The organism is Ensifer sp. Root1252, from assembly GCF_001425885.1.
GTDB lineage: Bacteria > Pseudomonadota > Alphaproteobacteria > Rhizobiales > Rhizobiaceae > Ensifer > Ensifer canadensis.
Window position 1 is genome coordinate 338846 of sequence record NZ_LMDT01000001.1, and the last position, 22037, is coordinate 360882.

Below are 22037 nucleotides of genomic sequence, written 5' to 3' on the forward strand. Positions count from 1 at the left end.
CGGATCAGGGCGACGAGACGCCGACTGAATATGTGCGCGGAGTACCGTCGACGCCGCCGCTGGTCTTGGTGACCAACCGCCATTCCACGGTGTGGGTGGCCGTGCTTAGGTTGGTGTAGCTGTCATTGAACGTCCGGTCCTGATAGGGCCGCACATCCTGCTCCGCGCGCGTCGACCAGGCGCCGAAGCCAGAGCCCGTATTGATGCGGCGATCGAGCCTTATCGAGGCGCAGCGCAGTTCGCTGGCCTCGACGGTAACGTTGAGCAGGACGACGCCAACACCACCGCTGCTGGTGCCGCCGGAGACGACGGTCGGCTGCCCGCAAGGTGTGTCGTCGACTACACCGAGTTGATTGAAGGTTGGCGAAAAATAACTCGCGTCGTCGCCATTGAAGATGCGCACGCGCGCATCAACGTCCTGACCGAGGAAATCTGCCGTGATGTGCGCGAAGTTCGATTGCTCCGCCATCGGTAGCCACGCCCCCGGCAGACCACCGCTGTAGGCCCGACAAGTCGCCTCGACCGTGCTGTAGGTAACGGCAGGAAGTGTGTAGGCAACACGGAATTCTTTGGTGCCGGCTACCGGATAGGTAATCTGAACAGCCGCAGTCGGCGCATCTGGCGTCGGCAGCGAGCTTTCGTATTGCATATCCGGGATCGGCTCAGGTGCCACAGCCTCATCCGTCGCCGGGTTCCACGCAGGGAGGTTCGGCCACACGGCAAAGGGCACCTCGACAGAACCCCGCCCGTCATCTACGCGTGGCGGGGAAAAACGCACCTTCTCCACATCACCGAGATCCGGCAACTCCACCTCGCCGTAGCAAAGACCCCAGGCAGCGAGCCCGGCCATATTCGTTACCGCAACGCCTGTGTCACCACGTGCCAGCAGGAAGCGCCGACGGGCGATCCTCTGCGCCTGACTTGCGGACGGACAAAAGGGCAGCGCAACATCGAAGTATTTCGGGCCATAGCGCGTCACCTCGTCACCAATCCGCGCCCATGCGATGCCGGTCATGTCGATGTCGGCCATCTCATAATTGCGCTCTGGCGCGTAGTAGCTGACGCGGCAAATGTTCGGTCGCTCCACCGCCTCGGGACCGGATGCCCAATCGAGGTCGACGATGTCGCGCGGTCCAAGCCTCAGTTCCGACGAAGGATTGTCGTCGATCAGCTCAAACCAGATTTTGCCAGCCGCAGTCATGCGGATCTCGGCGCCGATAGAGTCGAGCATATCCTGCATGGTCTCGCGCCGCGCGCCTTCCCATGCCCACATACCGCCGATACGCGCCCGCTTTTCCGTTCCGGTTTTCGTCGCGACATTCACGTCAGCTTTCACCGCTTGCGTCACGATCAACGGCCAGTCGAAGCGGTCCGACGTGAAAGCCGGATCACGCCGGAGCACATGGGCGGCGCCGAGAATACCATTCTCACTCCATTTCCATGTTGCGGTGTTGTCCTGATCCTGGTCTTCGTCGCGCGGATCGTAGATCAACGACGCCCGGATCAGCTGCTCTGTGTCCGGCACACCGCCCTGGTAGAGCGAAAGGTACTTAGGTTCCGCGAGCCCCGGGTTCTTATAGGTCAGCAGAGACTGCGCGATCCCACGCACCTGGTGGGCCGAAGTCCAGAGTGAAGAAAAAGCCGTGACGAGTTCAGGCCAAGCAGTTTCTGTACCGTTCCCCTTTTTGTCCTGCCACACCAACCAGGAACCGCCGGGCGCAGCCCATGGCGGTGTCGTGACCGTGCCATCGGCATCGATCGTCACCTCGCGACCACCGACGAAGTAGGCCTCAACAGCATCAATCGGCCCCTGCAGACGGCAAACGAGGCGCCATCGCGTAGAGCCATCCGTGTTGCCGAAAGCCTTGAGACCACCGACACGAACACGACCGAGCCCCTCGATCACGGAGCTTTCGCCCGTTTCGAAGGTGTTCTTCGCGTCGGCCGCCTTCACCGTGCCTGTTGGTCTTTGGCCGCCGACCAGCGACAGACCGATCACGGCACCCCCGACAATGACGTTGGCGGCGATCGTCGCAATCGCGCCTGCCGCAGTTGCTGCAACCGCCGTGCTCGAAAGCAGGAATCCATGAATAGCTGTCGCGATCAGCGACACGGGGTCCGCATGGGCGTCGGCGGCCATCGCGACGTACGATGCGCCGCTGGCAAACAGCAATCTCACGGATTTCATAGAATGGCCCAGGCTTTCACGATCTGCCGAGGCGTCAGATAGATGACGCCCATCTCTGCCCGCCAGGCGAAGTATCCGCCGGCGATAAATATGCCGCCCACCTGCCCGAAGCGGGCGGTTTCAATAATGCCGACGTCGCCGAGCTGGGGCGCGCCACATTCTCGGAGACCGAACACGAACAGCGCTTCGGACCACAACTGTTCCAGTGAGCCCGCCTGCGCAATCAGGTCGTGGGCCTCTTCCTTGGTGGCCCAGCATGGCAATGGCACGTCCTTACCGCGCACGCGCGCCACCCAGGAAGCAGCCCAGCGGGAGCAATCCGACGCACCCCAGACGCAAGGTTCGTTTTGCGCTTCCTCTAGGAAGCGCCGCAGCTCTTCTGCGATATCAGGCACGGATGATCTCCTGAACCTTCACACCAACGAAATCGAGCCCCTTGTCGCCGGGATACCGTGCCCGCTGGTCGGCGGGATTCCACTTGCCGCCAAAGGGGAAGTTCTGCGAATGCCAGAGGCTCTCGATCGTGAACGAAACAGTGCGCGCGCCGATGCCACTCCAACGAATCTTCGGAGAGGAGAGATAGCCGGGAAACATCTTTTTCAGGCCCGAGGACCAGACCTCTTGCGTCTCCTGGTCGAAGGCACACCAATAGATATCGGCCTGCCTGCCTTCCATCTCGCGACCCTGATCTTTCACGGATCGCAAGAACTCGATGTTCACGCCGGAGAGCACGATGTCGACTTTCGCCGCCTGCCCGAAGCGGGGGTCTTCGACAGCATCAATAGAGACCAGCTGCCCGCCTCCGGGATCGGAAACACCGCGCCACACGAACCCGCCCACCGTCTTACGGCCGACGCCGTTGTGCAGCTTCCAGCGACCGGACGGCAGATCTAGGTCGGCAAACCACGCCCGAGCGATGTGAGGCCGGCGCAGGAATTCCAGGTCTTCTTCCGAAAACAGGCTTGCCATGATCAATCCGTGAAATAGTCGCGCACGTCGTAGTCGAACACCTCGACCAGGGTAACGGTCGCTTCCTCCGCATAAGCAATGCCCCGTGAAGCACTGGCGCCATCCTCGCTCTCCAGCCGCATCGCCATCACCGGATTGAGCGTTGCATAGTCGTTCACCGTCAGCGCCTTGCGCAGCGGCGGCCAGATCCGATAGGCGCCGTCGCCAAGCTCTTCGGTCACGGTGTAAAGCCCGAAATGAAGCGGGAAAAAGCCGAGGTAATCACCCATCCCGAGACGATGGCCCCATGCCTGATTCTGGAGATAGAAGACCGAGGTATCGAAGCCCGACGCTCCAGCGAGCTTCACGACCGGCGCGGTCGGCCGCCAGTTTTGGCCGTTCGACCACCCCTCACCATTACTCCATGGAAGACCGAAGCGTTTCTGCTGCGGAGAGACCGAAAGCCCCGCCTCCAGCAGCGTCATCATATCCGGGTCACCGAAGTTGACACGGGTCGCATTGGCGCCGGCATGCAGAGCCGTCACCCATCCTCGGTAGCGACGGAACATCGAATCTTTGGAAACAGGAAACGTGAACTGCCAGCGCCAGGCACCGAATGGCGAGGCTACGCTCTGGGTAAAGTTTCCTGTCGATGTATTCGCCGAAGCTCCTATCGCACGCGGCCCGGAGAGCGGCGCCATGGCGCGAGGCGCCAAGCCAACCGGCATGGAAATCAATCTGGCCATTACGCCCTCGTTCCGCGTGTCGATGCCGTATGCTGGTAGCCGGAAACCCGCTTACTTTCGGTCCGGTCGCGCGCATCGAGGCCGCGCTCGAGTCGGGCGATTGCTGCCTGGTCGGCGCCTTGTGCGTTGATGTTGTAAGTCGGCGAATAGACCATAGGCTGTGCGTTCGACATGCCGCCGCCCGCCTCACCGACACGACCACCGCGGCTACCAATGCGAATGAGTTCGGGACCGTTTTCGCCGACGAGGTAGTCTCGCCACGGATCGACGCCACCCCCAACCGCGCGCCCACCGCCAAACAAGCTGGAGAGGAAGCCCCCACCGCCACCAAAGAAACTCCCGAGCGGACCAGAGCCGAAGAACATCGCTTCAGCGCTGGCCTGTATGAGCTTGTTGATGAAACTATCGAGCGCCTTATTTCCGGTTTCGATTTCCGGAATGAGGTCTGAAAAGCTGTCCTTGAGGGCATCTCGCATGAAGTCGCCGGCTTCCTTTGCGCCCTTGAGGGCCTCTTTCTCGGATTCGATCTGCGTAATGAGATTGGCGATCTGCTGCCCTTGCGCACTGGTAGCATCCACGTCCGCGCGCCGAAGAGACTGCATGATGCGCTGCTCGGTTTTGCTCTTGCCGAGCGCTTTCTGCTCATCTTCAAGCGACTGGATAGCGCGCTGAATGTTTTCGGCCTGGCGCTCTTCATCGCTCTTGCCGCCGCCGCGCCCACCGCTGCGACCACCAATTCGTTCGAACGGAAATCCTGACAGTTCAGGAGTGCCACGGCCTTCCGGCGTCGGGACGCGACCGCCCGGCAGGAACTGCGAACCGCCGCCCTGAATGGCACCGTCGGCGCTGCGATCAACATTTCCGTAAGCACCACGGCTTGGATAGAGGCCGGTGACCGCGAGCCGATCGAGGTTGAACTTTGCTGCCGCATTGCTCGCCGACGTGATCTGCTGAGCCAAGCCAGCAAAACGGCCCATGAGGGCGTCAACTGCAGGGATGCCCGTTTGCTTGAACAATGCGAACAACGCCGCCTGAACGGCTTCGGCATCTTCGGCCGTCGCACCGCCTTCCGCGATCTTTTGCTGGAGCCCGCCAAAGGCTTCCTGCAATGCCGTCACGCCTTCGGTTTCAACGCCCGCAGCCTGCAGCAACGACACAAGATCCGCGAACTCGACATTGAGATCGCCAATTTGCCCGCGCAAGCCGTCCCACTGCCGGCTTGCGGCTGCAGTGCTGGCTTCACCAATCTGTGCAATTTCCTCTGCACGTTCCAGTGCGTCGGCATACTCTTTCAACGCTGGCACCGCGTCGCCCCATCGATCGGCCACCTGACCGATCAGATCGCGCTGGCGCTCCAGCGTGCCTTCAGCGTCCGCACCACCGCCGGCGAGGTCAGAGAAGTAGGCGAAAGCGGCGCCACCGAGAGCAATCGTGCCGATGGTCAAAAGATTGACCGGCGAGAGTAGCGAAAGAAATGCGCTACCCAGAGCCTGGACCGCTCCAGCAGCACCAAGCGGGCCGAGAACCTGCCCGATCTGAGAGCCCTGCTGCAAGGCGATCAGAAACGGAGATTGACCGCCCGCGAGCTGCACGCCGATATCGCTAAATTGCGCAGCAAGATTGCCAACACTGCCTTTGGCGATCTCGACACTCTTTGCAGCCTCGCGAGCAGCCGCACCCGTCTTTTTCGCCCATCCATCCGCGTTCTGGTTCGCCGCATCGAACGCCATTCGAGTGCGGTCTTGCGCGACGATGTTGAACATCAGATCAGACATCTGGCCGGACATCGGTGAACCTCGAAAAGCCGCCGGCTATTCCGGCTTGGTGATCTCGAAATAGGCGATCCAGCCGACAAACTCGTCGACCGGCATCGCTTCGATTTCAGAGAGGGTTTTGTTCAGTCTTGCGGCGAGCGAATACATCAGCATCAGCTCCGCATCGCCGCTCAGTCGTTTTTTGCTTCACCAACCAGGCTGTCAGCCGAGACCGCTTGGCCCTTCACGAAGCCGAGGATCTGCGCGCCAACTCGCGCGACGACTTCGCTATCGACCTCGTGCGTGAGAGCATGTTCGTCCATATCGTCGAACAGCCTCTTTCCCTGACGATCGACCGCCTGAAACAACACCGCGCGAACGATTGCAATATTGCCGTCAACAGTTGCGCCGCTTTCGTCACGCCAGATGCGCCGGCGCTGCGCCACCGTCATCCTCCGGTGAAAGATGCGAAGCGGTTTGCCAGCCTGCCCCCATTCAGGCACGTCGATATGGCTCGACGCGGTCGCGGAGAAATGGGATTTCGCCTGGTCGATGATGCTCATGGCGTCACCGTGGCGATATCCAGAGGACCATTGCCCTGTATGTTGAAGCTGATCTTGACGGCACCCTTCATATCCGTCTCGATCGGAATGGACGTGACCGACGCTGTTCCCGTCAGGTATTTTTTACCCGACGCATCGCCGTCGGTGTAAAGGGCGAGCGTGACGGAGTCGCCAATGCCGAGCGTTACCTGACCGTTGGTGTCTGCCGGATCATAGAGGCATTCCACCGAGCCAGACCAGCCCGGAACGCCTACGAGATGCGTCTGCCAATCAGATCCCATCACCGTCGTGTCGGCGGCCTCGATGTTCTGGTTGACGGAAAATTTCTGAACGGCGGCGACTGCGGCAGAGCCGATCTTCACCTTGCCGTTCTTGCCGTGATGGACTGCCATTGGAGCCTCCTAGCGGATGGTTTCAGGATTGGAGTTCAGAGTGATTGCCGCGACCTCGTAGAGGATCGACATCACCTGCAGCACCTTCTCGCCCTCGACATTCGCGCCGAAATCGGTCGAGCGGTATTCACTGGCCGACGCGATGCCGCCCAGCGTGGGATCGTTGGCGAATGCCTGCTCAACGTGAATGGCAAAACCATCGAGATCGTCCTGACGGCCGGCCTCGTCGCCTTTGGTCACGACATCGATCTTGACGCGGATCTGGCGCAACTGGTTGCCATCCGTGTCGATATCGCTGGATTGCTCTGTCGACGTGTAGACGAAAGCCGACGTCTGCTCATTGCGACCGAGCGGCCGAGCGCGGGAGGCGTGTACTCGGTTGCCAACCAGTGCGCTTCCCTTGAGGATTTCGACGACCTGCGACCGCAGCTGTGTTCGGATATGAGCCACGATCAAACCTCCAGCAGTCGTACAACAGTCATTCCCGTACCGTCCGGCTGAAACTCGACGACGCGGAAAGCCTTCGATCCGAGCATTTCGCTTGAAACCGTGGCGCCGTCCTCATGTTCGGCGTCACCAGGAACATCACGTGTTCGCATGGTGACCTGCACCCGCCCGCCTTCCTGCGTAAATTCCAGTTCACCTGCCGAAAGCGCGACGAATGTGTCATCGAAGATGCAGCTTGCAGCCGGCTTGCTGCCGCTGGCTGAGGTCCACACAATAGATGCACCGAACTCGTCTTCATCAAGGAACAGGAGGCGATCCGCATCTGTCTCGATGGCCACGATCAGTCACCGATCGCGGCATCAAAGGCCGTCTTGGCTGCTTGGTAGGCAGCAAGTTCAGCGGCCACGAGCGCTTTTTGCTCGTCGGACGGGTCTGCGCCCTCTGCGATGCCATGCTTGGCGCAGGCTTCGTTCAGCGTCTTTTCGGCATCTTCCAGAGCCTTCTCCAATGCATCGAGATCGTCATCGCCGCCGCCGCTCTGATCGGCGGGCTTGCCAGCATCACCTTTCCCGGGCTTGCTGTTGGCGGGCCTCCTGGCCTTGCCTGTAGCGGCTTCAAGCACGTCGGAAAGGCTGCGCGGGAGTTCTTCGAGCTTTTCCTTGAGGCCGATTTCCTCGCCGCGCTTGAACTCGACAGGACCGGCGACGATCACTTCGCCCTTTTCGCTATCGGCGATTTCGAGCGCGTGGCGCCGCGCATCGATCTGCGCTGCGGATAGTTTGAGCGCCTGACCGGCGGCAAAGCGCACGACATCGCCCACGACAACAAATTTCATGGTGGTATTCCCTAATTGGAATGGAAAGGTGGCCCGCCATTAGACGGGCCGCGCGGGCGAAAGCCGATTAGGAGGTGGTGAAGGTGACCAGGCAGCCGAGCTGCCAGTAACCGTAACCGACGTTGCCGGTCCAATCGATGCCGAACAGCTGCTCCTTGTTCAGCTGCTCGAACTCACTGCCCTCGCCAAGGGCGACGACATCCGGGATATCCTCTTCCTGCAGGATGAACGGCTTTGCCGCCTCGTCGGTGCGGAACACGGCAAACTTGGTCGTCCAGTTGAGACGCGGGTTCGGAACGACCGTGATCGAAAACTTGCCCTTCAGCGCCGGAATGGTCTGGCTTTTTCCGCCCTCGCCGAGCAATGCCGTGACAGCCTCAAGAGCCACGGCCATGAAGGTGACCGGAACCTGCACCTGAAACTCGGTGGCGCTCTGGTTCGTCGGCTCCCCACGATCATCCTTGATCGAGTACATCTGCTGAATGGCTGCCATGACGGCCTTGGTGAACTCGGCCACCGTCGGCGTAGCTGCTGTCGCGGCGATCGAGTTGATCTTGTTCGACTGCGTGCCGCTGCTGCCTTCGGAATGATCGGTATCGAAGAAGTATTGGCCGTCGTAGCAAACGGTGGATTCGCCGGCGATGATCAACGCCGAAAGCAGCTTTGCCGGATGATCGTTGGCACGATCGGCGAGCTGATTGACGCGAATGGTGATGACGCCGAGCTTGTCGCGGCGCATATCCTTCGACTTGATCAGGATCGAGCCTTCGTAATCCTTGTTGGTGATCGTGAAGCTCAGTTCCGCCAGCTCGGCAGGCGTACGACCGCCGATGAACTCGCGCAGAGCCGGAGCCGAGCCGAGCCATGCGTAGTTCTCGACCGCCTGGTCGGAGGTGACGCGCATGGCGATGTCGTTGATCCAATTCGCCGGCCCGGTATCGAGCCGAGCGAGGATCATACCGCGCACGCCCCGGGTCGTGATTTTCTGGTGCTGTTGAGGAAGCATGAAAGTGTCCTTTCGAAACCGGGGGCGCACCCCGTCGATGAAAAGCGGTCAGGTTGTGGAAGGGTGGATTAGGCCTGCAGAGCAGCCTTGCAGAGGGCAGAGTCGAACTCGACGACTGCAACCCCGGTCGAAACCCACCGGGATACGTAGCCGATCAGCGTATTGCTCGTCGCTGTCAGGGTGAACGTGTCGTCATCGCTGGCGTAGACTGCCGGACGATCATTGGCGGTGATCGCGAGGCCAGAGATCGGCAGCACGATGTTGCCGCGTTTGCGCACGTTGACATTAATGGCGCCGGCAGCTCCCGCCGAGTTGTCGGCGATTGCTTCCGCGAAGCCGAGGAACGGATCAGCGGCAACGAGCGGGCGGGCATAGCCGGAGCCATTCTCGCCAACGGCGGCACCCTGGTAGATGATATCGCCGGCGACGGCCGGGTACTCTTCCTTGTCGCCCATCTGATAGTCGCGGGTCTTGTTGACGGCGAGCGTCGCCATCGCAAGTCCGACGCCATCGGCCGGAGAAAAGGTCGCGAGATGGGTTGCGGCATCGGGCGAGAGCAGTGCGATGCAGCCGACGGCAAGAAGCGCGAAGCCGACCGCGAAATACACGGTTTTCATGGTGATAGTCCTTCGTTCTGGAAACGCCCGAAACGGGCCTGAGGGGTGAAGAGGTCGCCCTTAGGCGGCCTTGCGCTTCATCGTAGCTATGTAGGATTCCGCCGTCGGAAATTCTTCCTGCAGCTTCGGCGTTGCATCCCACTCGGCTTTCCAGCCTTCCGGGGTTTTGGGGAACGACTGCGAATTGCCGCCGGTTCCGCCAGACGGCAGGCTTTCGACGCCGGCTGCTGCCTGGTCGAGCTGCTGCAGACCCTTCAGACGTTCCTTGTTCTTGCCCTTCTCAGCAGCAAGCAGCTGCAGAGCAGCTTCTGCTGGCGTGGTCTTGCCGTCGGCCTTCAGGGCCTTGATCAGTTCGTCGTGACCGGTAAGGCCGGCAGCCTGGTCGTCGATCCCGATCAGCCTGTTTCGTTCGGTCTGCGCAGCATCGGCGGCGCCCTCCGCGCGAAGGGCGGAAGCGAGATCCGGATGCTCCGCCTTCAGAGTTTCAAGTGTAAGCATGGTGGATTCCTTTTCGGTTCCGGCTTTCGCGGTGGCGGGAGCCGCGAGGCTTGAATTTTCCTGACGGCCCGCCAGATCCGTCAGAACTTCTTCGAGGGATGCGATTTGATCGACCAGGCCACGGCGAAGCGCTTCACCGGCCGTAAACACGAGCCCCTGCCCGTAGTTTTCGAGGATGGTTTCGCGGGTGACCCCACGGCTCTCGACGAGACCCTGAATGAACAATTCAGCGCCGTCGTCGGCGATGGCCTGCAGTTCGGCAAGCCCTTCCTCACTGTCGCGTGCGAGCCGCTTGTTGGGGCTTTGCTCGGCAATGACCTCGACGACGTTGGCGCCGAGCCGCGTCAGGATGCCTTCCATCTCGACATATCGGATCAACGCGCCGACAGACCCCACGAGACCTGTCTTGCTTGCAAATACCTTGTCGGTGCTGGCAGCAATCCAGTAGCCGGCGCTGCAGCAGAAATTGGCGTGCGCATAGACCGGCATCTTTTCCCGCAATCGGGCGATTTCGGCGGGGACTGCATCGACGTTGTCGACCATGCCCCCGGGCGTGTCCATGTCGAGAATTGCGGCCTCGATGCCGGGCGTCGACGCTGCCATCCGAAGATCGCGCACGATCTCGTCATAGGACCAGTATTGCCAGCTGAAGCGGGAAACGAGCGGACCAATCACGGGAATGATCGCCACGTTGCCGACCCGCGTCGCAAAGGTGCCATTACCGAGCGGTGTGCCGCGGCGATTGACTGTCGAAACTGCAGCAGCCGCGCCGCCCGCTTGCTGCGGCTGGCGGATGGCGCGAACAGTCTGCAACGAGGCGGCAACCGCATCGCCGCGCACAGCCCAAGGCGAAAGACCGGAGGGACCGCTGGCGCCGAGCTGCTGGATAAAACCCTGCATCATTGCGAGTGTCATCGGGTTCATTCTTCCTTCTCCTCGTCATCGGTAGCCGGAGGGTTCAGATCGGGTGCCGACGCCGGCGAGGCAATCAACCCGTTTTGCTCGGCAAGATCCCGCTCATAGGCGAGCTGCTCGTGCTTACTTTCGACGTCGCCGCCCGTGCGCTCCATAATGATCTGCTGGCGGGTCTTCGTCCGGTTACCGATGTCGATTGTGTCGGCTTCGGCGTCCTTCTTCGGGTCGAGCGACACTTTCGTCGGGCCGTACCAATCTGAGCGAAGCCATGCTGCCCGGATGGCCGGATCATCAAAGAAGCCCTTCGCCTGCAGGCGGCCCGTCAAGATCGCCTCTTCAATCACCCATTCGTAGAAGGGCTGACAAAGGCTCTTCACCAACCATGCGCGTTCGCGGCGGAATGTCTGCCAGGCGATTTCGAGCGCCGCACGGCTGGCCGAATAGCTCGCCATGAAATGCTTCATCAGCAGCTCGACCGGCATTTCGAGTGCAACGCCGATCTGGCGTAACAGCGCCATGGTGAAGGCATCAAAGTTCGGATTGGGCCGGTTCGGGTTTGCAATGGTGACGTCTTCACCGTCTGCCAGCCCGACGATCGCGCCGGCGCCGAGCTTTATTTCGTCCTTATCCGAACCGCTATTGCCTTCGGGCATGGGCAATGGGCCGGTTGATCCATCGGGCGCCCCCTTCACGAAAACCGTAAAGAAGGCCGAGATCACCGCCGCCTGCACTTCGGCGTCGGTGTATTCCCCAAATTGCTTCAGGATCTCGATGACCGGCGCCAGATAGGGAATACCACGCGCCTGGTCCGGTCGAAGCCGCTTGAACAGATGCAGGACGATCGGGCGCCCGTCGTTGTAAAAGGCCGGCACCCGCCGCCAGTTCATCGCCTTTCGGAAGAGATCGCCAGGATGGCGGTCGCTCACATGATAGGCCCGGACGATACCATTGGTGTCGGTCTCGACGCCGGCGACGAGTGTATCGCTGTCCATGCCAAAATTCGGATTGGAAACGCGGTCAGCCTCGACGATCTGCAGTTTCGTGCCATAGGTGTCGCCCGGATCTTTCCGGTATCGACGGATGGCAAACACGTCACCCGACTCGTCGGTGGAGCCAAACACAAGCGCCTGCAACTCCTCGAAGCTCTGGACCCCGGTAAAGTCCGCTGTCCATGCCGCAAGCTCGAACTCCGCCTTGGCGGCCCGGTTCCATTCGCGGGCTTGGTCGACAGTCAGGTCGAGAACTTCCCGATTGACCTGCGGATAGACCCGCAAGCCTTCGCCGATGACGTTGGTGATCCGCGTGGCGATGGCACCGGTCGCGATCGGTACGTTGCGACGCAAATCGCGTGAACGAGCCCGAAGCGTCGGCAAATCCGGGACAGTGTCCTGATTTGCGCTGCCGCCGTCGACGTCCCAATTGGCAGTTTGCCGTCGGCCCTTTTTTCCACCCTTGAAGCCCCCAGTCGCAAGCGAAAGGACCGTGCGAGCCTGATGCCGGCGAACCGCCCGCACAGGATCAAACACGGCGATGGCCCGATCAAGCAGCGTCATGCGCGCGGAGGAGCCCGAGCGACCGGCCGGAAAACGTGGCGCCTTCATTCCGCAACTCCATACCGGATGCGGCCGCGACCGCTCGCGGCGGCCGCCAGCTTCTGCACCATGTCGTTCCAATATTTGATGCTGGACTGGATGTCGGCGGCGTCGGCTAACGTCAGCGAGCGGCCCGCGATCGAGTAGGACTGCTTTTTCGCAACCGCCATGCTGGCGTTCAGCCACAACTCAAGCTGAGCCTGCGCCTGGTCGAGAGTAATTCCAGCCATCATCGAATACCTTGAGAGAGAACGCGGCGGCGGCGAACCGGCGCAGGGTGGATCAGTTCTGATGTCTTTGCTTCGCCCTGCGATCGCACCGCGAAGCTGTTCTCGTTGATGGGCTTTGCCCAATGCGGCATTTTCAGAGGGTTGCTCCAGTCGATGCTTTCACCCTTGAGGATGATCACAAGAGCCTTGCCGTAGACGGCCAAGTCGAAGGCTTCGTTCGCCAGATTGCTCTTGCGCGGTGCCCAACCACTATCCGTCCGAACTTCGGATGACAGCTCGGCGAAAACCTGAGAAGGCAGGTGCTCGCTTAAATGGAATTTGCCGGGGCCAGCCTCTTTTCGCGTCAACCCGACAACGACTTCGTCCTTCACCTTGTCGGTATTGATGAACACCAGCTTCACATCGCTGATCTTCTTGCCCTTCTGCTGCAGCACCTTCTCCGGCTCTGTGTGGCGAGCGCGATCCTCGATGCGCGCGCTACCCTTCGCCAGATAGACGCGCTGCCCGAGGCCCTGACGGTTCGAACGGCGCAGAAAGCGATACGCGTTCGGCGTGACCCCCGGCCGACCACCGGAGTCGATGATCATCGCCACTGGCATCAACGAAAAATCAGATCCGGCGACCGGATAAGGCTGGTGCAGCAGCGGCGGCAACGCGTCCCAATCCTCGAAGTAGCGGGCCGGGTCGATCGCTCGACGTGTATTGCCCTTCTCGTCGCGCTCACCGCCCGGGGCCGTCGCCGGCGGCTGTGCGATGTCGAAGCGGTCGATCAGCCAACGCTCAAGCCCCTCGCCCCAGGCATCGACCTGCACAACGAAGCGGTTGATCTGAATGTCGACTTCCACAGTGATGAAGCGCGTTTCTGCCGGCGCGATCTTGAGCGGATATCGCTCCGCCAGCGCTGTCAGAGTGTCTTCCGAGAGAGATTCGCCGATCGTCCTGACAAGCGGCAAATACGCCTTGCCATGGTCGAGCGTGATCGTTGCTTTCAGCGAAGTATCGTCGCCGGTAGCGTCGAATTTTGCCTTCGCTTCGAGGTATGTGGAAACGAGCTGTTCCCAGTTTTGCATCGCCGCAACGGGACCTTCGCAACGATAGGAGACAATCTCTGCGTCCCGAATGTTGCGATCGCCGATCTCGCAGACGTCTTTACCGTCGCTCGTCTCATGCAACCAAACGCCGGTCCGATTGCACTCGAATTTGTGCGCTTGCGGGATACAGCACCCGTTCGGACAGACCATTTCGACAGTCTGCGCACTCTCGGCGGGGGTTGCTTTCGTCTCCCACTGCAGTCGATCAAACTCCGGTCGAAACGGCTCGTTGCATGAAGGGCAGTACCAGTAAAAAGCGCCTCTCGTGCCAAGATTGTAATCCGCAAAGATGCCGGAACATGGCGGGGCCTCGTGCGGTGTTTCCGACTTCCAATCGTCCTGTTGGATGATCCGACCCGGCGACCCCTCCTCGACCACCATGCCGAGCGATCCGGCCTGCTGTGTCCGCTTCTTTGCAAGCGTGAGCGGATCACCTTCGCCGTCGATGTCATCCGGCATGCGGTCGCGGTCTGTCAGGATGACGAACGTGTATTCGTTCTGACTGAAGTAGCCGATAACCGGCCACCCGATCACGAGGTTCATGTTCCCCTGGAACTTCTTCTCGTGAATGTTGTCCGCACCCCGGCTCGTTAGCTGCTTGGCGGCAAGATCTCGATTTGCCCTGAGCATCGGCGCCAGCTTCTTCTCAGAGAAAGCCTTCGCGCTGTCTTTCGTTTGGCAGACAACCAATGTGTCGGCCGGAGAGCAATCGATACGATGACCGATGCCATTGAGAACAAGGCTCTCCGACTTTGATGTTCGAGCCGGGCCAGCGAAAACCACGGCTCTGTACTTCCGCGAGGTGACCATGCTTGACGGCTCGGTCATGTACGGCGCGAAATCGTTCTTCCAGAGGCCCTGATATTCCTTCGTCGAAAGACGGCGACTGCTTTCAGCCCAGGTCGGAACATCGATACGCAAGGCTGGCCGCAGGCTGCCGAGGCGCTCCATGATCAGGTCGCCGGGATCTGCAAACTTCGGAGGCGGCGATGGCGGCAGGAACCGCAACCAGGCAGGAGGGCTATGCATCGAACAAATCCCGAGCCTGTCGAATTTCCTGAACTGGTCGCTTTGACCAGAAGTCTTCTACACGCCGGCGAAGTTCGGCGAGCATGTCGTCACAGACCTCGACGAGTGCATCCGTCACCTTCGCCGGGATCGCTTCTCGCCGCTCAATGCGGTCCGGAGCGCTTTCCATCGTGTCCCGAACGAGACCGAGAAGGGTATCAAATGCTTCCGCGACATCCGCGCGGCGCAGCAGCTCGTTGCGCTCGCGCTGAAAGCGCTCCTGCTCGATCTGGACCGACAGGATTTCCTTGCGCGTCTTCGGGTCGAGCGCCATTTCGCTATCGCCGGCCGACCCACCGACCAGTGCGAGGCGCATTGCTGCCTGCGCCTTCTTCACCTGGTCGGACCGCAGATCTTCTTGCGCCTTCCAAGCCTGCCGCCACGCCCAGCAATGCGACAGCACCAACTGATAGGGCCGGCCCTGCCCGCCCATTTCCTTGACCGGCATACCCTTGCCGATCCATTCGGTGATGGTCGGAAGCGAAACAGCAAGCGCCTCAGCAAGCTCTTCGCGCGTCATGCTGCAATCGACCACGCCTTCGGGCAGCGGATATCGACCGACCAGGTCGCGCAGCTGATCGTCGTTCAGAACAGTGGTTTCATCGGCCATCTAGGAACCACAACAACAACAATGGAAAAAGCAGCCCGTCGGCCGCGCCAAATACTCAAACAGATCGGGGTTCGAACTACCTCGCGGGCCTTCGGATCGCTGGGAGGACCCGCGACCCGCCCGGTCGGGGTTCGATGTAGCTCGTCGCCGTCCAGATCGCTGGTCAGCGAGGCATTGACCATCCCGAAGCGGGAGCGGCCATGTCATTGCGGATGCGGTAGGCCCGCTGATCTTCGATGCCTGCAAGCAGTCGTCGCTCGAAGTGCATGGGGAAGAGCATCTGTGCTCTCTCCTGGCTGATATCGTGGAACTGATATCGAGACCGATACGTGACCGACGACACGAAGATGAACACAGGCTCGATCGCGTTCTTTCCCTTCCGCCGCCAGATCCCGCGACGCAGTGAACTACCGGCCTGAGGTACGAAGTAGCGATGACGGGACGGGCCAGCCCGCTTGCGAGACCGTGCCGTCTCCCACTGATGTGCATCTGGTGATGCGAACAGCTGCGACAGAACGCTGGTGATCACGCTGCCCGAGACGTTGCCGTATGCATCGAGCTTCAAGCCAGATGCTGGCACTGCGTACTCATTCGAGGCCATGATGCCGCGCTGGATCAGCCAGCGCTCGAAAGCCTTGCGTGGCCTCGCCCCACCTTCGACCTGCGGCATGAGATAGTGACTGCCGCTGCGATTGCTTTCCTTGAAGTAGATACCCGCGACCAGGTCGCGTCGTGTGCTGGCCTTCAATACCCGCAGGCTGTTCAAAGTGTAGCGCGTCGGCCTATCGAAGATGATGGGCAGGATCATGCGATGGTAATCACGCAGATCCTCGACGGTATCGTTCAATGCCTGCGCCGTCGCGAACGGGATCTGGCGTTTATAGATATCCTCTAGGCCACGCGTCCATTCAGCGATGTTGCTCTGGAATTGAAAGTCCATATCTCTTGATATGAAAAAGGCGACCTCTTGGCCGCCTGTCATCTTCTCATAGCTGTAGCACTTGCCCTGAATCGGTGTCTCGCTTCTGAGACTATCAAGGCGGGGGCTGACCGGTGTACCGACCTCGGGCTATTCGCCCCGCACTCTCGTGCGTTCTCAGAGGCTCACTGCAGGATCATCAGCTCATCCAGTAACGAAATGACTCTCACAACTTCTTCAGCAACGCAAGAGGCACCGTCACCGGCACCTCGCCACCCATGAAGCTGATCGCTACGACCACATCACCACGGCCTTTCCTGTTGGGTGTGACCACGATTGCCTTCTGATTGTTGAAGGGTCCAGCCGTTATCCAAACAGGCTCACCAGCAGTTACCATCAGGTCAGCAGGGCGCTCCCAATCGTAGGTTCCGCCAAGCGCCAGAGAATTGAATCTACTGACTTCCTTGTCGCTGATACGCATGGGCCGCTCACATCCACCGAGCACGTCAATCGCATGTTCGATGCCCTGCAAACCGGTCAGATATTCGGCCCTTGGAAGCATCTGGGCGAGCACATAGCCATGGATGACAGGCATCATCGTGCCCTCGATTACGCGGCCACGGCGCCGCAAATCCGGCCCCTTACGCATCGGAACAAGCGACCGAACGCCGATCGTTTCGAGGGTCTTTTCCACCGCCTTTTCACGACCAGTCCAAACCCGAAGGGCAAACCACGGCGCCATGCCGCCATTGATTCGGCAATTCAGGGTCACCAGCGCGCCCTCGTCGAGCAAGCAGCCGGTGATTCGGCGCATGCGTTCCGCGAACCGCTCGCCAGAGTAGACAGCAATCGGAGCACCTTCGGAAACGTTACGCTGCATGATCATCGCCCTTGCTCCTAGCTGCGAGATAGTCAGAAATCTGTTCACGGTATCGGTCGACCGCTTCGGCAACAGCGCGGTCGAGATCCTCGCCGGCATCGATCGCCGGGAAGTAAATCCAGTCAGGCAGACGCCCGTCGAAGAACGGCCATCCACGACGCTTGTGCTCGCGCCGCCATGCTTCCATGCGCTCTGAATCGCGGTGCACCTGCTCGAAGCCCTTGGCCGCATCCTCGATCGAGAGTGGGCATAGCCAGCCCTGCCGGTCCCTCGCCCGTTCATGCATCAGGTTCACTGTCGGCCAACCGCTACGCATGCGCTTTTCGGCCATGACATCAGCCAGCGTGGTTTTCCCGGCACTGATCTGCGCCTGCTCGAAGCCCGTCGGGCCAGCGACAACACCGGTCGGCGGCAAGAGCAAATCGGCGATGCGGGTTGAATTCCAGAGCTTGCCGTAAGGAGGCGCCACGACGTTGGCGGGTCTTGCCAACTCTTCGGGCAATGGAACGTCGAGCCAGAGCTTTTCGCGGAAATAGGTGCCGGGCACCGGGATATGCTGGCGCTTCTTGCCAATCATGGCCAACCAGGCGTCACGCAGCCTAGCGGCCTCGGCCCTCTCGTCTGGCGTTAGCGCAAACCACTCGCGCTTCCACTGATCCTTCGGCATACCGGCACTGTCTGGCCAACCCTTGACCACGCGCCAGAATGCATCCTCGATCTTACGGCGGTCACTGGCATCTTCCTGACCTTCCGCCTCGCGCACGCCCTCTCTCAGATTCTTACAATCAGTATTTGCTGAATCTAAGTTATTACTATGTGCCGATTTTACCGGCGCCGGCGAAACCGGCGACGGCATCACCGGCGCCGGCATTTCAGTCTGCGGTAGAAATGCAACACTTCCACCGGAAGCCAAGTTTTCCGGCATGTTGCGGGGCTCGTCGAAGATCACGAGGACAGACGAACCAAACTTGCCGTCATCCCGCTGCTGCTCACGTTCGGCATAGCCAAACTCGACCAGCTCGGCGATCATCTTGCGTGCCTTGTCACGCCCGCAGCTGCCCTTTTTGATGATGTCGCCAATTACGACAGTCCAGTTGTCGGGCTTCGAAAGCAGGTAGCCGAGCAGCCACCGCGCCTCCATAGATAATCGCGCGTCTTCAAAAACATGGTTCGGTATCGCCGCATACCGCGCGTTGCGTACGCCACGGCGAATGGTCGCCTCCTGGCTCATTCCGCCGCCTCCAAGTTCAATTGCGTAGTCCTGTTCGTGCCAGTCACGCCGCCACCGCCTTGCCGCCGCACTGGCCGCCCGTGATGACTTCAGGCCACTGGTCCGCCATCGCCTCGGCGATGCCCGTGAAGAAGCGGGAGCGCTCACGCCAACGGTCAGACCCCGGAGGCATGCGATGCACGCGGGCCTCGCGGCCGTCGACGATGTTGGTCGGCTCCAGCGGCGGAAGGTTTTTGAGCCACAGACACGTGCGCTTGATCTCGGGATGGCCGAACTGCCACGGCTGGACGCTCTGCGCGAACTCCTCATAGTTCCGTATTCGCGCCTTGGCGTGGCGATGCATAACCGGGTTCTCGATCGCAATACGGGCGATCGGCGCATTCCAGAAATCCGAGAACAATGCCGCGCCCTGGTCCAGTTCGGCCCACATCTGTTCGAGCGTCTTGTCGCGTGGCGGCTTGGTTAGCCACCGGACGCCGCTGTTGCAGAGCCGCGTGCAAGGCGGGTGTGCGACGATGAGGAGATCCCAATCATCGTTCAGCAGGTCGCGAGCATCGCCGACGATATGGCGGTTGCTACCGTCTTCGCTGGGCAACAGATCGCATGACCATGCGTCATACCCGCGAGCAGTGAACGCGTTGCGGACCGTTCCCGAGAACTCGCACGCGACCAATACGCGATAGCTTGAATTAGCGGCGGTCATTGGGCGGCCTCCAGGGTTGCCGCAACGCCAGCAACGGCGAGCAGATCGGCGCGAGCGATCTCGCGTGAATGGGTGATTTCAGGTCGCAGCGTCCCGTCGGGTCGACGGACAGCGCAGAAGGCGGCGATTTCGGCGGCTAAGTAGGTTAGGCCGACCCTGACACCGGCACGAACCAGGGCAGCACGGATCGGCATCTGGTCGCGATAGAGGACACTGCTCGGCGTCATGAGAAGCCAGCGGGCACGCTCGCAGTCATCTGTTGCGTCGAGCAAATCCTCGACAATTGGGAGGAGCGACGTCATTCTGCACCCACCCGTTGCAAGCCATAGCCTGCAACATCAACCAGCACCGTATGCAATGATGAGATCAGAGACCCAAGATGACTCGCAGCAGCAAGTACTATTCCCACTATTACGGCTGGTTCGTTGCAACCTTGCTCGCTATTGCGCTCGCGACGGTGATGCTCGTGGATCCCCAGAGCATCGGTGCCCGCTATTGCACTGTTGATGCACCGAACTGTGTGCGCGAGTGGGTTTCGGCCTTGAGTGGCTGGGCCGCACTTCTCGCCGCATGGGTAACTATCCAAACGATGAATCGGCACCAACGTGAGAGTCTGGAGTTGCAGATACGGCCCCAGCTCGCCACAGCTACTGCTGCCGATCAGGCCATATTCCAGGTATTGGATCGGGCAAAGCGAACGAAGACTCTGTTTGAAAAAGCCCCAGAGGCCCCAACTTACAATGACGACCTGTATTTCCTTGAACGGGCATGCAAAGAAATCGAAGATGCCGTGAATGGGCCGTTTCTGTCGGATTACCGCCGCACAATAGGAATTTTCGCCGACAGCCACCTCGCCATCGATCAGCACATTGAGATCTGCAGGTCCCACGCGGCTCACTTTCGGGAAGCTGTAGAATGCGGTGCCCACCAGATCCAGCTGACCGGGCATTGGAGCCAGATCGCATCCGGATTGGCGATAATTGAAGGCCAGTTCGAAAGCTGGCTCCAGCAAACACGCGAATTTAAAACGAGATGGTGGGAACGAATTCGGTAGGACATTCATTCTGCCGCCTCCGAAATCTCGGCCGGCACATAGTCCTTCCAGTCGACGCGGCGGATTGTCGTCGGGCCGGCATAGTTGCCGTCCTGGTCGCGCTGCCAGATGAACCAGGCGGTATTCATCCGGCTCGACGCTTCCGGCCCATCCCACCCGTCGCGATGCATCATCGGTAGCCGCCGCTTGAACACGAGCACGCGTGCCGGCGGGCAAAGATCCATCGCGTAGTTGCGATCGTCGTCGTCGAAGCCGCACAGGAAATTGAGGTTGAGCAGCAGCGCCATCTTTCGCGGCTGGTAGACGCGCAGGGCATGCGCCACGAAGCGATTGAGCAGCTCGCCATAGGGCGGGTTCGTGACGATGTCGGCCTCTTGATCGTCGGGCTCGGCAGTCAGGAAGTCCGCAACCGTCTGGACCTCGCCAAATTGGTCGGCGGTGCTGTAGTCGACGAGGTCGGAAATGATCAGCGTATGACCGGCACGCTCCATGAAGCCGGAAATCGCCCCGCGCCCGCAGGCCGGTTCACGCACCAGAGAAGAGAACTTCTCCAGCGCCAGCAGCGTATGCATGGCTTCCGGCGGCGTTTCATAGAGGTTGTTGCCGCGCTCTTCCTTCGTCGCGGTATGAGTACCGACGGCGCTGCGAAGATTTGCCCGGCTCGGCTCCAGCCCGGCCTCGATACGCGCCTGAATGGCACGCTCGACGAGACCCGGCGCCCGCTCTTCGGCCGCCGCCAGCTTGCGCGCTTCGTGGATTTCCTTTCGGGTCAGCCCGGCGTCGGCCGCCGTTAAAACGTTCCCGTCTGAAACGTTTGATTTTCTGCCCGCCGTCGCAGCCACGCCCGCCGCCTGCGCGGCATCCCAATCGCGCGCCATGCGGATCTTCGCGCGGGTCTCGATCAGCAGCGCGTCGCCCTGCAGCTGCCGCGCCTTGCTGATCAGCCGTTCGCCGGCGTTCATCCGCGCGGCATACTGCGATGCCAGCTTGGCCTGGTCGTAAACCACTGTCGCAAGCATGCGGGCGGCGATGACATCGCCCTCGTCGAGCAGCTGCCGCGCCCGCTCGACCGTCGCCAGCAGATCGGAAGCGTCATAGCGCACCGGCATCGTTTCCGGCTCCGGCGACAGATCGCCGCCGTTGACAGCCTCGACCAACACGTCGCGTTTGCCGGAGGCACCGGCGGGGCCGACCACGCCCGCCTCTTCCATCTGTTCGATCAGCTGGCAGGCGCGGTTGTAGCCGATCGCGAGGCGACGCTGCAGGAACGACGACGAGGCCTTGCGCTCCCGAGCGACGAATGCGACCGCCTCTAGGTATTGAGGATCTTGCAGCGTAGGGAGGCGATCTACATTCGGTCCGCCATCGCCTCCCTCGCCTTCTGCTGGCGGCGTTATCCCCGTCAGCTCATAAGCTTTCGCGGACGGATACCAGAGCCACGCATCCTTGGCATCCCTTCGCAGCAACTGGCGGCCGTTCAGGTTGCGGCACGAGCTTTTGTCGGTCTGGTTCTCGCAGCGGAATTGATGTTCGGTCAGCGCCGTTTCCATGATGCGTCTGGCACGGTCGCCTATTGCCTTCGGAAGCCCTTCGATCACAGCGCCCGCCTTTCCGATTGTTCGATGATTTCGCAGACCTCGCGCTCGGCGATGTTGACCAGAGCGGCGATGGCATGGGCGTCGTGTTGGCCGGCCTGCCAAAGCTGCAGCACGCGCTCGATCAGCATCTGGCGGGGAAGAGAGTTCGCCAT

Annotated in this window: 25 protein-coding genes; all 25 read right to left on the reverse strand. The window is 60.8% G+C overall.

Annotated elements, in window-relative coordinates; translation table 11 throughout:
* Positions 1-4 precede the first annotated feature (4 nt).
* Positions 5-1999 carry a hypothetical protein gene (locus ASD02_RS01670; protein WP_156408352.1) on the reverse strand — a complete coding sequence of 665 codons (1995 nt, stop codon included), beginning with the start codon at positions 1997-1999 and terminating at the stop codon, positions 5-7.
* Between the two features lie 185 nt (positions 2000-2184).
* Positions 2185-2583 carry a hypothetical protein gene (locus ASD02_RS01675; protein WP_057219921.1) on the reverse strand — a complete coding sequence of 133 codons (399 nt, stop codon included), beginning with the start codon at positions 2581-2583 and terminating at the stop codon, positions 2185-2187.
* On the reverse strand, positions 2576-3157 hold the full coding sequence (locus tag ASD02_RS01680) for a hypothetical protein (protein ID WP_057219922.1): 582 nt from the start codon (positions 3155-3157) through the stop codon (positions 2576-2578). Before ASD02_RS01680 ends, ASD02_RS01675 begins: the two co-directional genes overlap by 8 nt.
* 2 nt (positions 3158-3159) lie before the next feature.
* Positions 3160-3837, reverse strand: a complete 678-nt coding sequence (locus ASD02_RS01685) for a hypothetical protein (RefSeq protein ID WP_244494163.1) — start codon at positions 3835-3837, stop codon at positions 3160-3162.
* 44 nt (positions 3838-3881) lie between these two features.
* Positions 3882-5669 carry a phage tail length tape measure family protein gene (locus ASD02_RS01690; protein ID WP_057219924.1) on the reverse strand — a complete coding sequence of 596 codons (1788 nt, stop codon included), beginning with the start codon at positions 5667-5669 and terminating at the stop codon, positions 3882-3884.
* A gap of 158 nt (positions 5670-5827) precedes the next feature.
* A complete protein-coding gene (locus ASD02_RS01695; RefSeq protein ID WP_057219925.1) occupies positions 5828-6199 on the reverse strand; it encodes a hypothetical protein in 372 nt (123 codons plus the stop codon).
* Positions 6196-6591, reverse strand: coding sequence for a hypothetical protein (locus tag ASD02_RS01700; RefSeq protein WP_057219926.1), 396 nt, complete (start codon positions 6589-6591; stop codon positions 6196-6198). The genes ASD02_RS01695 and ASD02_RS01700 overlap by 4 nt, the downstream gene beginning before the upstream one ends.
* A 9-nt stretch (positions 6592-6600) precedes the next feature.
* Positions 6601-7041 (reverse strand): hypothetical protein, encoded by a 441-nt coding sequence (locus ASD02_RS01705; protein ID WP_057219927.1) that lies wholly within the window; start codon positions 7039-7041, stop codon positions 6601-6603.
* Between the two features lie 2 nt (positions 7042-7043).
* On the reverse strand, positions 7044-7376 hold the full coding sequence (locus tag ASD02_RS01710) for a hypothetical protein (RefSeq protein WP_057219928.1): 333 nt from the start codon (positions 7374-7376) through the stop codon (positions 7044-7046).
* 2 nt (positions 7377-7378) lie between these two features.
* The gene (locus ASD02_RS01715) at positions 7379-7873 is read right to left on the reverse strand and encodes a hypothetical protein (protein ID WP_057219929.1); all 495 of its coding nucleotides are present in this window, start codon (positions 7871-7873) and stop codon (positions 7379-7381) included.
* Between the two features lie 67 nt (positions 7874-7940).
* The gene (locus ASD02_RS01720) at positions 7941-8879 is read right to left on the reverse strand and encodes a Mu-like prophage major head subunit gpT family protein (RefSeq protein WP_057219930.1); all 939 of its coding nucleotides are present in this window, start codon (positions 8877-8879) and stop codon (positions 7941-7943) included.
* 68 nt (positions 8880-8947) lie between these two features.
* Positions 8948-9496: a hypothetical protein gene (locus tag ASD02_RS01725; RefSeq protein WP_200951648.1), complete on the reverse strand. Its 549-nt coding sequence runs from the start codon at positions 9494-9496 to the stop codon at positions 8948-8950.
* 60 nt (positions 9497-9556) lie between these two features.
* Positions 9557-10918: a S49 family peptidase gene (locus tag ASD02_RS01730; RefSeq protein ID WP_057219931.1), complete on the reverse strand. Its 1362-nt coding sequence runs from the start codon at positions 10916-10918 to the stop codon at positions 9557-9559.
* Complete coding sequence (locus ASD02_RS01735; RefSeq protein ID WP_057219932.1) at positions 10915-12510, reverse strand: phage portal protein; 1596 nt, start codon at positions 12508-12510, stop codon at positions 10915-10917. The genes ASD02_RS01730 and ASD02_RS01735 overlap by 4 nt, the downstream gene beginning before the upstream one ends.
* Positions 12507-12734, reverse strand: a complete 228-nt coding sequence (locus ASD02_RS01740) for a DUF6148 family protein (RefSeq protein WP_200964142.1) — start codon at positions 12732-12734, stop codon at positions 12507-12509. Before ASD02_RS01740 ends, ASD02_RS01735 begins: the two co-directional genes overlap by 4 nt.
* Positions 12731-14851 carry a terminase gpA endonuclease subunit gene (locus ASD02_RS01745; protein WP_057219933.1) on the reverse strand — a complete coding sequence of 707 codons (2121 nt, stop codon included), beginning with the start codon at positions 14849-14851 and terminating at the stop codon, positions 12731-12733. The genes ASD02_RS01740 and ASD02_RS01745 overlap by 4 nt, the downstream gene beginning before the upstream one ends.
* Positions 14844-15500, reverse strand: coding sequence for a hypothetical protein (locus ASD02_RS01750; RefSeq protein ID WP_057219934.1), 657 nt, complete (start codon positions 15498-15500; stop codon positions 14844-14846). Before ASD02_RS01750 ends, ASD02_RS01745 begins: the two co-directional genes overlap by 8 nt.
* 163 nt (positions 15501-15663) lie before the next feature.
* Positions 15664-16482 (reverse strand): hypothetical protein, encoded by an 819-nt coding sequence (locus ASD02_RS01755; RefSeq protein ID WP_057219935.1) that lies wholly within the window; start codon positions 16480-16482, stop codon positions 15664-15666.
* 163 nt (positions 16483-16645) lie between these two features.
* On the reverse strand, positions 16646-17305 hold the full coding sequence (locus tag ASD02_RS01760; RefSeq protein ID WP_057219936.1) for a transcription termination/antitermination NusG family protein: 660 nt from the start codon (positions 17303-17305) through the stop codon (positions 16646-16648).
* A complete protein-coding gene (locus ASD02_RS01765) occupies positions 17289-18530 on the reverse strand; it encodes a hypothetical protein (protein ID WP_057219937.1) in 1242 nt (413 codons plus the stop codon). Before ASD02_RS01765 ends, ASD02_RS01760 begins: the two co-directional genes overlap by 17 nt.
* 43 nt (positions 18531-18573) lie before the next feature.
* Positions 18574-19233, reverse strand: coding sequence for a hypothetical protein (locus ASD02_RS01770; protein ID WP_057219938.1), 660 nt, complete (start codon positions 19231-19233; stop codon positions 18574-18576).
* Positions 19230-19535: a hypothetical protein gene (locus ASD02_RS01775; protein ID WP_057219939.1), complete on the reverse strand. Its 306-nt coding sequence runs from the start codon at positions 19533-19535 to the stop codon at positions 19230-19232. Before ASD02_RS01775 ends, ASD02_RS01770 begins: the two co-directional genes overlap by 4 nt.
* Positions 19532-20296, reverse strand: coding sequence for a hypothetical protein (locus ASD02_RS37940; RefSeq protein ID WP_156408353.1), 765 nt, complete (start codon positions 20294-20296; stop codon positions 19532-19534). The genes ASD02_RS01775 and ASD02_RS37940 overlap by 4 nt, the downstream gene beginning before the upstream one ends.
* Complete coding sequence (locus tag ASD02_RS36655) at positions 20293-21885, reverse strand: DNA translocase FtsK (protein ID WP_244494164.1); 1593 nt, start codon at positions 21883-21885, stop codon at positions 20293-20295. Before ASD02_RS36655 ends, ASD02_RS37940 begins: the two co-directional genes overlap by 4 nt.
* Positions 21882-22037, reverse strand: a complete 156-nt coding sequence (locus tag ASD02_RS39095; RefSeq protein ID WP_164474900.1) for a hypothetical protein — start codon at positions 22035-22037, stop codon at positions 21882-21884. The genes ASD02_RS36655 and ASD02_RS39095 overlap by 4 nt, the downstream gene beginning before the upstream one ends.

Bases quoted from the DNA above. Each gene is read 5' to 3' on its own strand.
- ASD02_RS01680 (WP_057219922.1), bottom strand. From the start codon at position 3,157: ATGGCAAGCCTGTTTTCGGAAGAAGACCTGGAATTCCTGCGCCGGCCT.
- ASD02_RS01720 (WP_057219930.1), bottom strand. From the start codon at position 8,879: ATGCTTCCTCAACAGCACCAGAAAATCACGACCCGGGGCGTGCGCGGT.
- ASD02_RS01775 (WP_057219939.1), bottom strand. From the start codon at position 19,535: ATGACGTCGCTCCTCCCAATTGTCGAGGATTTGCTCGACGCAACAGAT.
- ASD02_RS39095 (WP_164474900.1), bottom strand. From the start codon at position 22,037: ATGGCGAACTCTCTTCCCCGCCAGATGCTGATCGAGCGCGTGCTGCAG.
- ASD02_RS01740 (WP_200964142.1), bottom strand. From the start codon at position 12,734: ATGATGGCTGGAATTACTCTCGACCAGGCGCAGGCTCAGCTTGAGTTG.
- ASD02_RS01715 (WP_057219929.1), bottom strand. From the start codon at position 7,873: ATGAAATTTGTTGTCGTGGGCGATGTCGTGCGCTTTGCCGCCGGTCAG.
- ASD02_RS01695 (WP_057219925.1), bottom strand. From the start codon at position 6,199: ATGAGCATCATCGACCAGGCGAAATCCCATTTCTCCGCGACCGCGTCG.
- ASD02_RS01750 (WP_057219934.1), bottom strand. From the start codon at position 15,500: ATGGCCGATGAAACCACTGTTCTGAACGACGATCAGCTGCGCGACCTG.
- ASD02_RS01735 (WP_057219932.1), bottom strand. From the start codon at position 12,510: ATGAAGGCGCCACGTTTTCCGGCCGGTCGCTCGGGCTCCTCCGCGCGC.
- ASD02_RS01770 (WP_057219938.1), bottom strand. From the start codon at position 19,233: ATGACCGCCGCTAATTCAAGCTATCGCGTATTGGTCGCGTGCGAGTTC.
- ASD02_RS01765 (WP_057219937.1), bottom strand. From the start codon at position 18,530: ATGAGCCAGGAGGCGACCATTCGCCGTGGCGTACGCAACGCGCGGTAT.
- ASD02_RS01730 (WP_057219931.1), bottom strand. From the start codon at position 10,918: ATGAACCCGATGACACTCGCAATGATGCAGGGTTTTATCCAGCAGCTC.
- ASD02_RS37940 (WP_156408353.1), bottom strand. From the start codon at position 20,296: ATGAATGTCCTACCGAATTCGTTCCCACCATCTCGTTTTAAATTCGCG.
- ASD02_RS01755 (WP_057219935.1), bottom strand. From the start codon at position 16,482: ATGACAGGCGGCCAAGAGGTCGCCTTTTTCATATCAAGAGATATGGAC.
- ASD02_RS01700 (WP_057219926.1), bottom strand. From the start codon at position 6,591: ATGGCAGTCCATCACGGCAAGAACGGCAAGGTGAAGATCGGCTCTGCC.
- ASD02_RS01760 (WP_057219936.1), bottom strand. From the start codon at position 17,305: ATGATCATGCAGCGTAACGTTTCCGAAGGTGCTCCGATTGCTGTCTAC.
- ASD02_RS01685 (WP_244494163.1), bottom strand. From the start codon at position 3,837: ATGGCGCCGCTCTCCGGGCCGCGTGCGATAGGAGCTTCGGCGAATACA.
- ASD02_RS01690 (WP_057219924.1), bottom strand. From the start codon at position 5,669: ATGTCCGGCCAGATGTCTGATCTGATGTTCAACATCGTCGCGCAAGAC.
- ASD02_RS01725 (WP_200951648.1), bottom strand. From the start codon at position 9,496: ATGAAAACCGTGTATTTCGCGGTCGGCTTCGCGCTTCTTGCCGTCGGC.
- ASD02_RS01745 (WP_057219933.1), bottom strand. From the start codon at position 14,851: ATGCATAGCCCTCCTGCCTGGTTGCGGTTCCTGCCGCCATCGCCGCCT.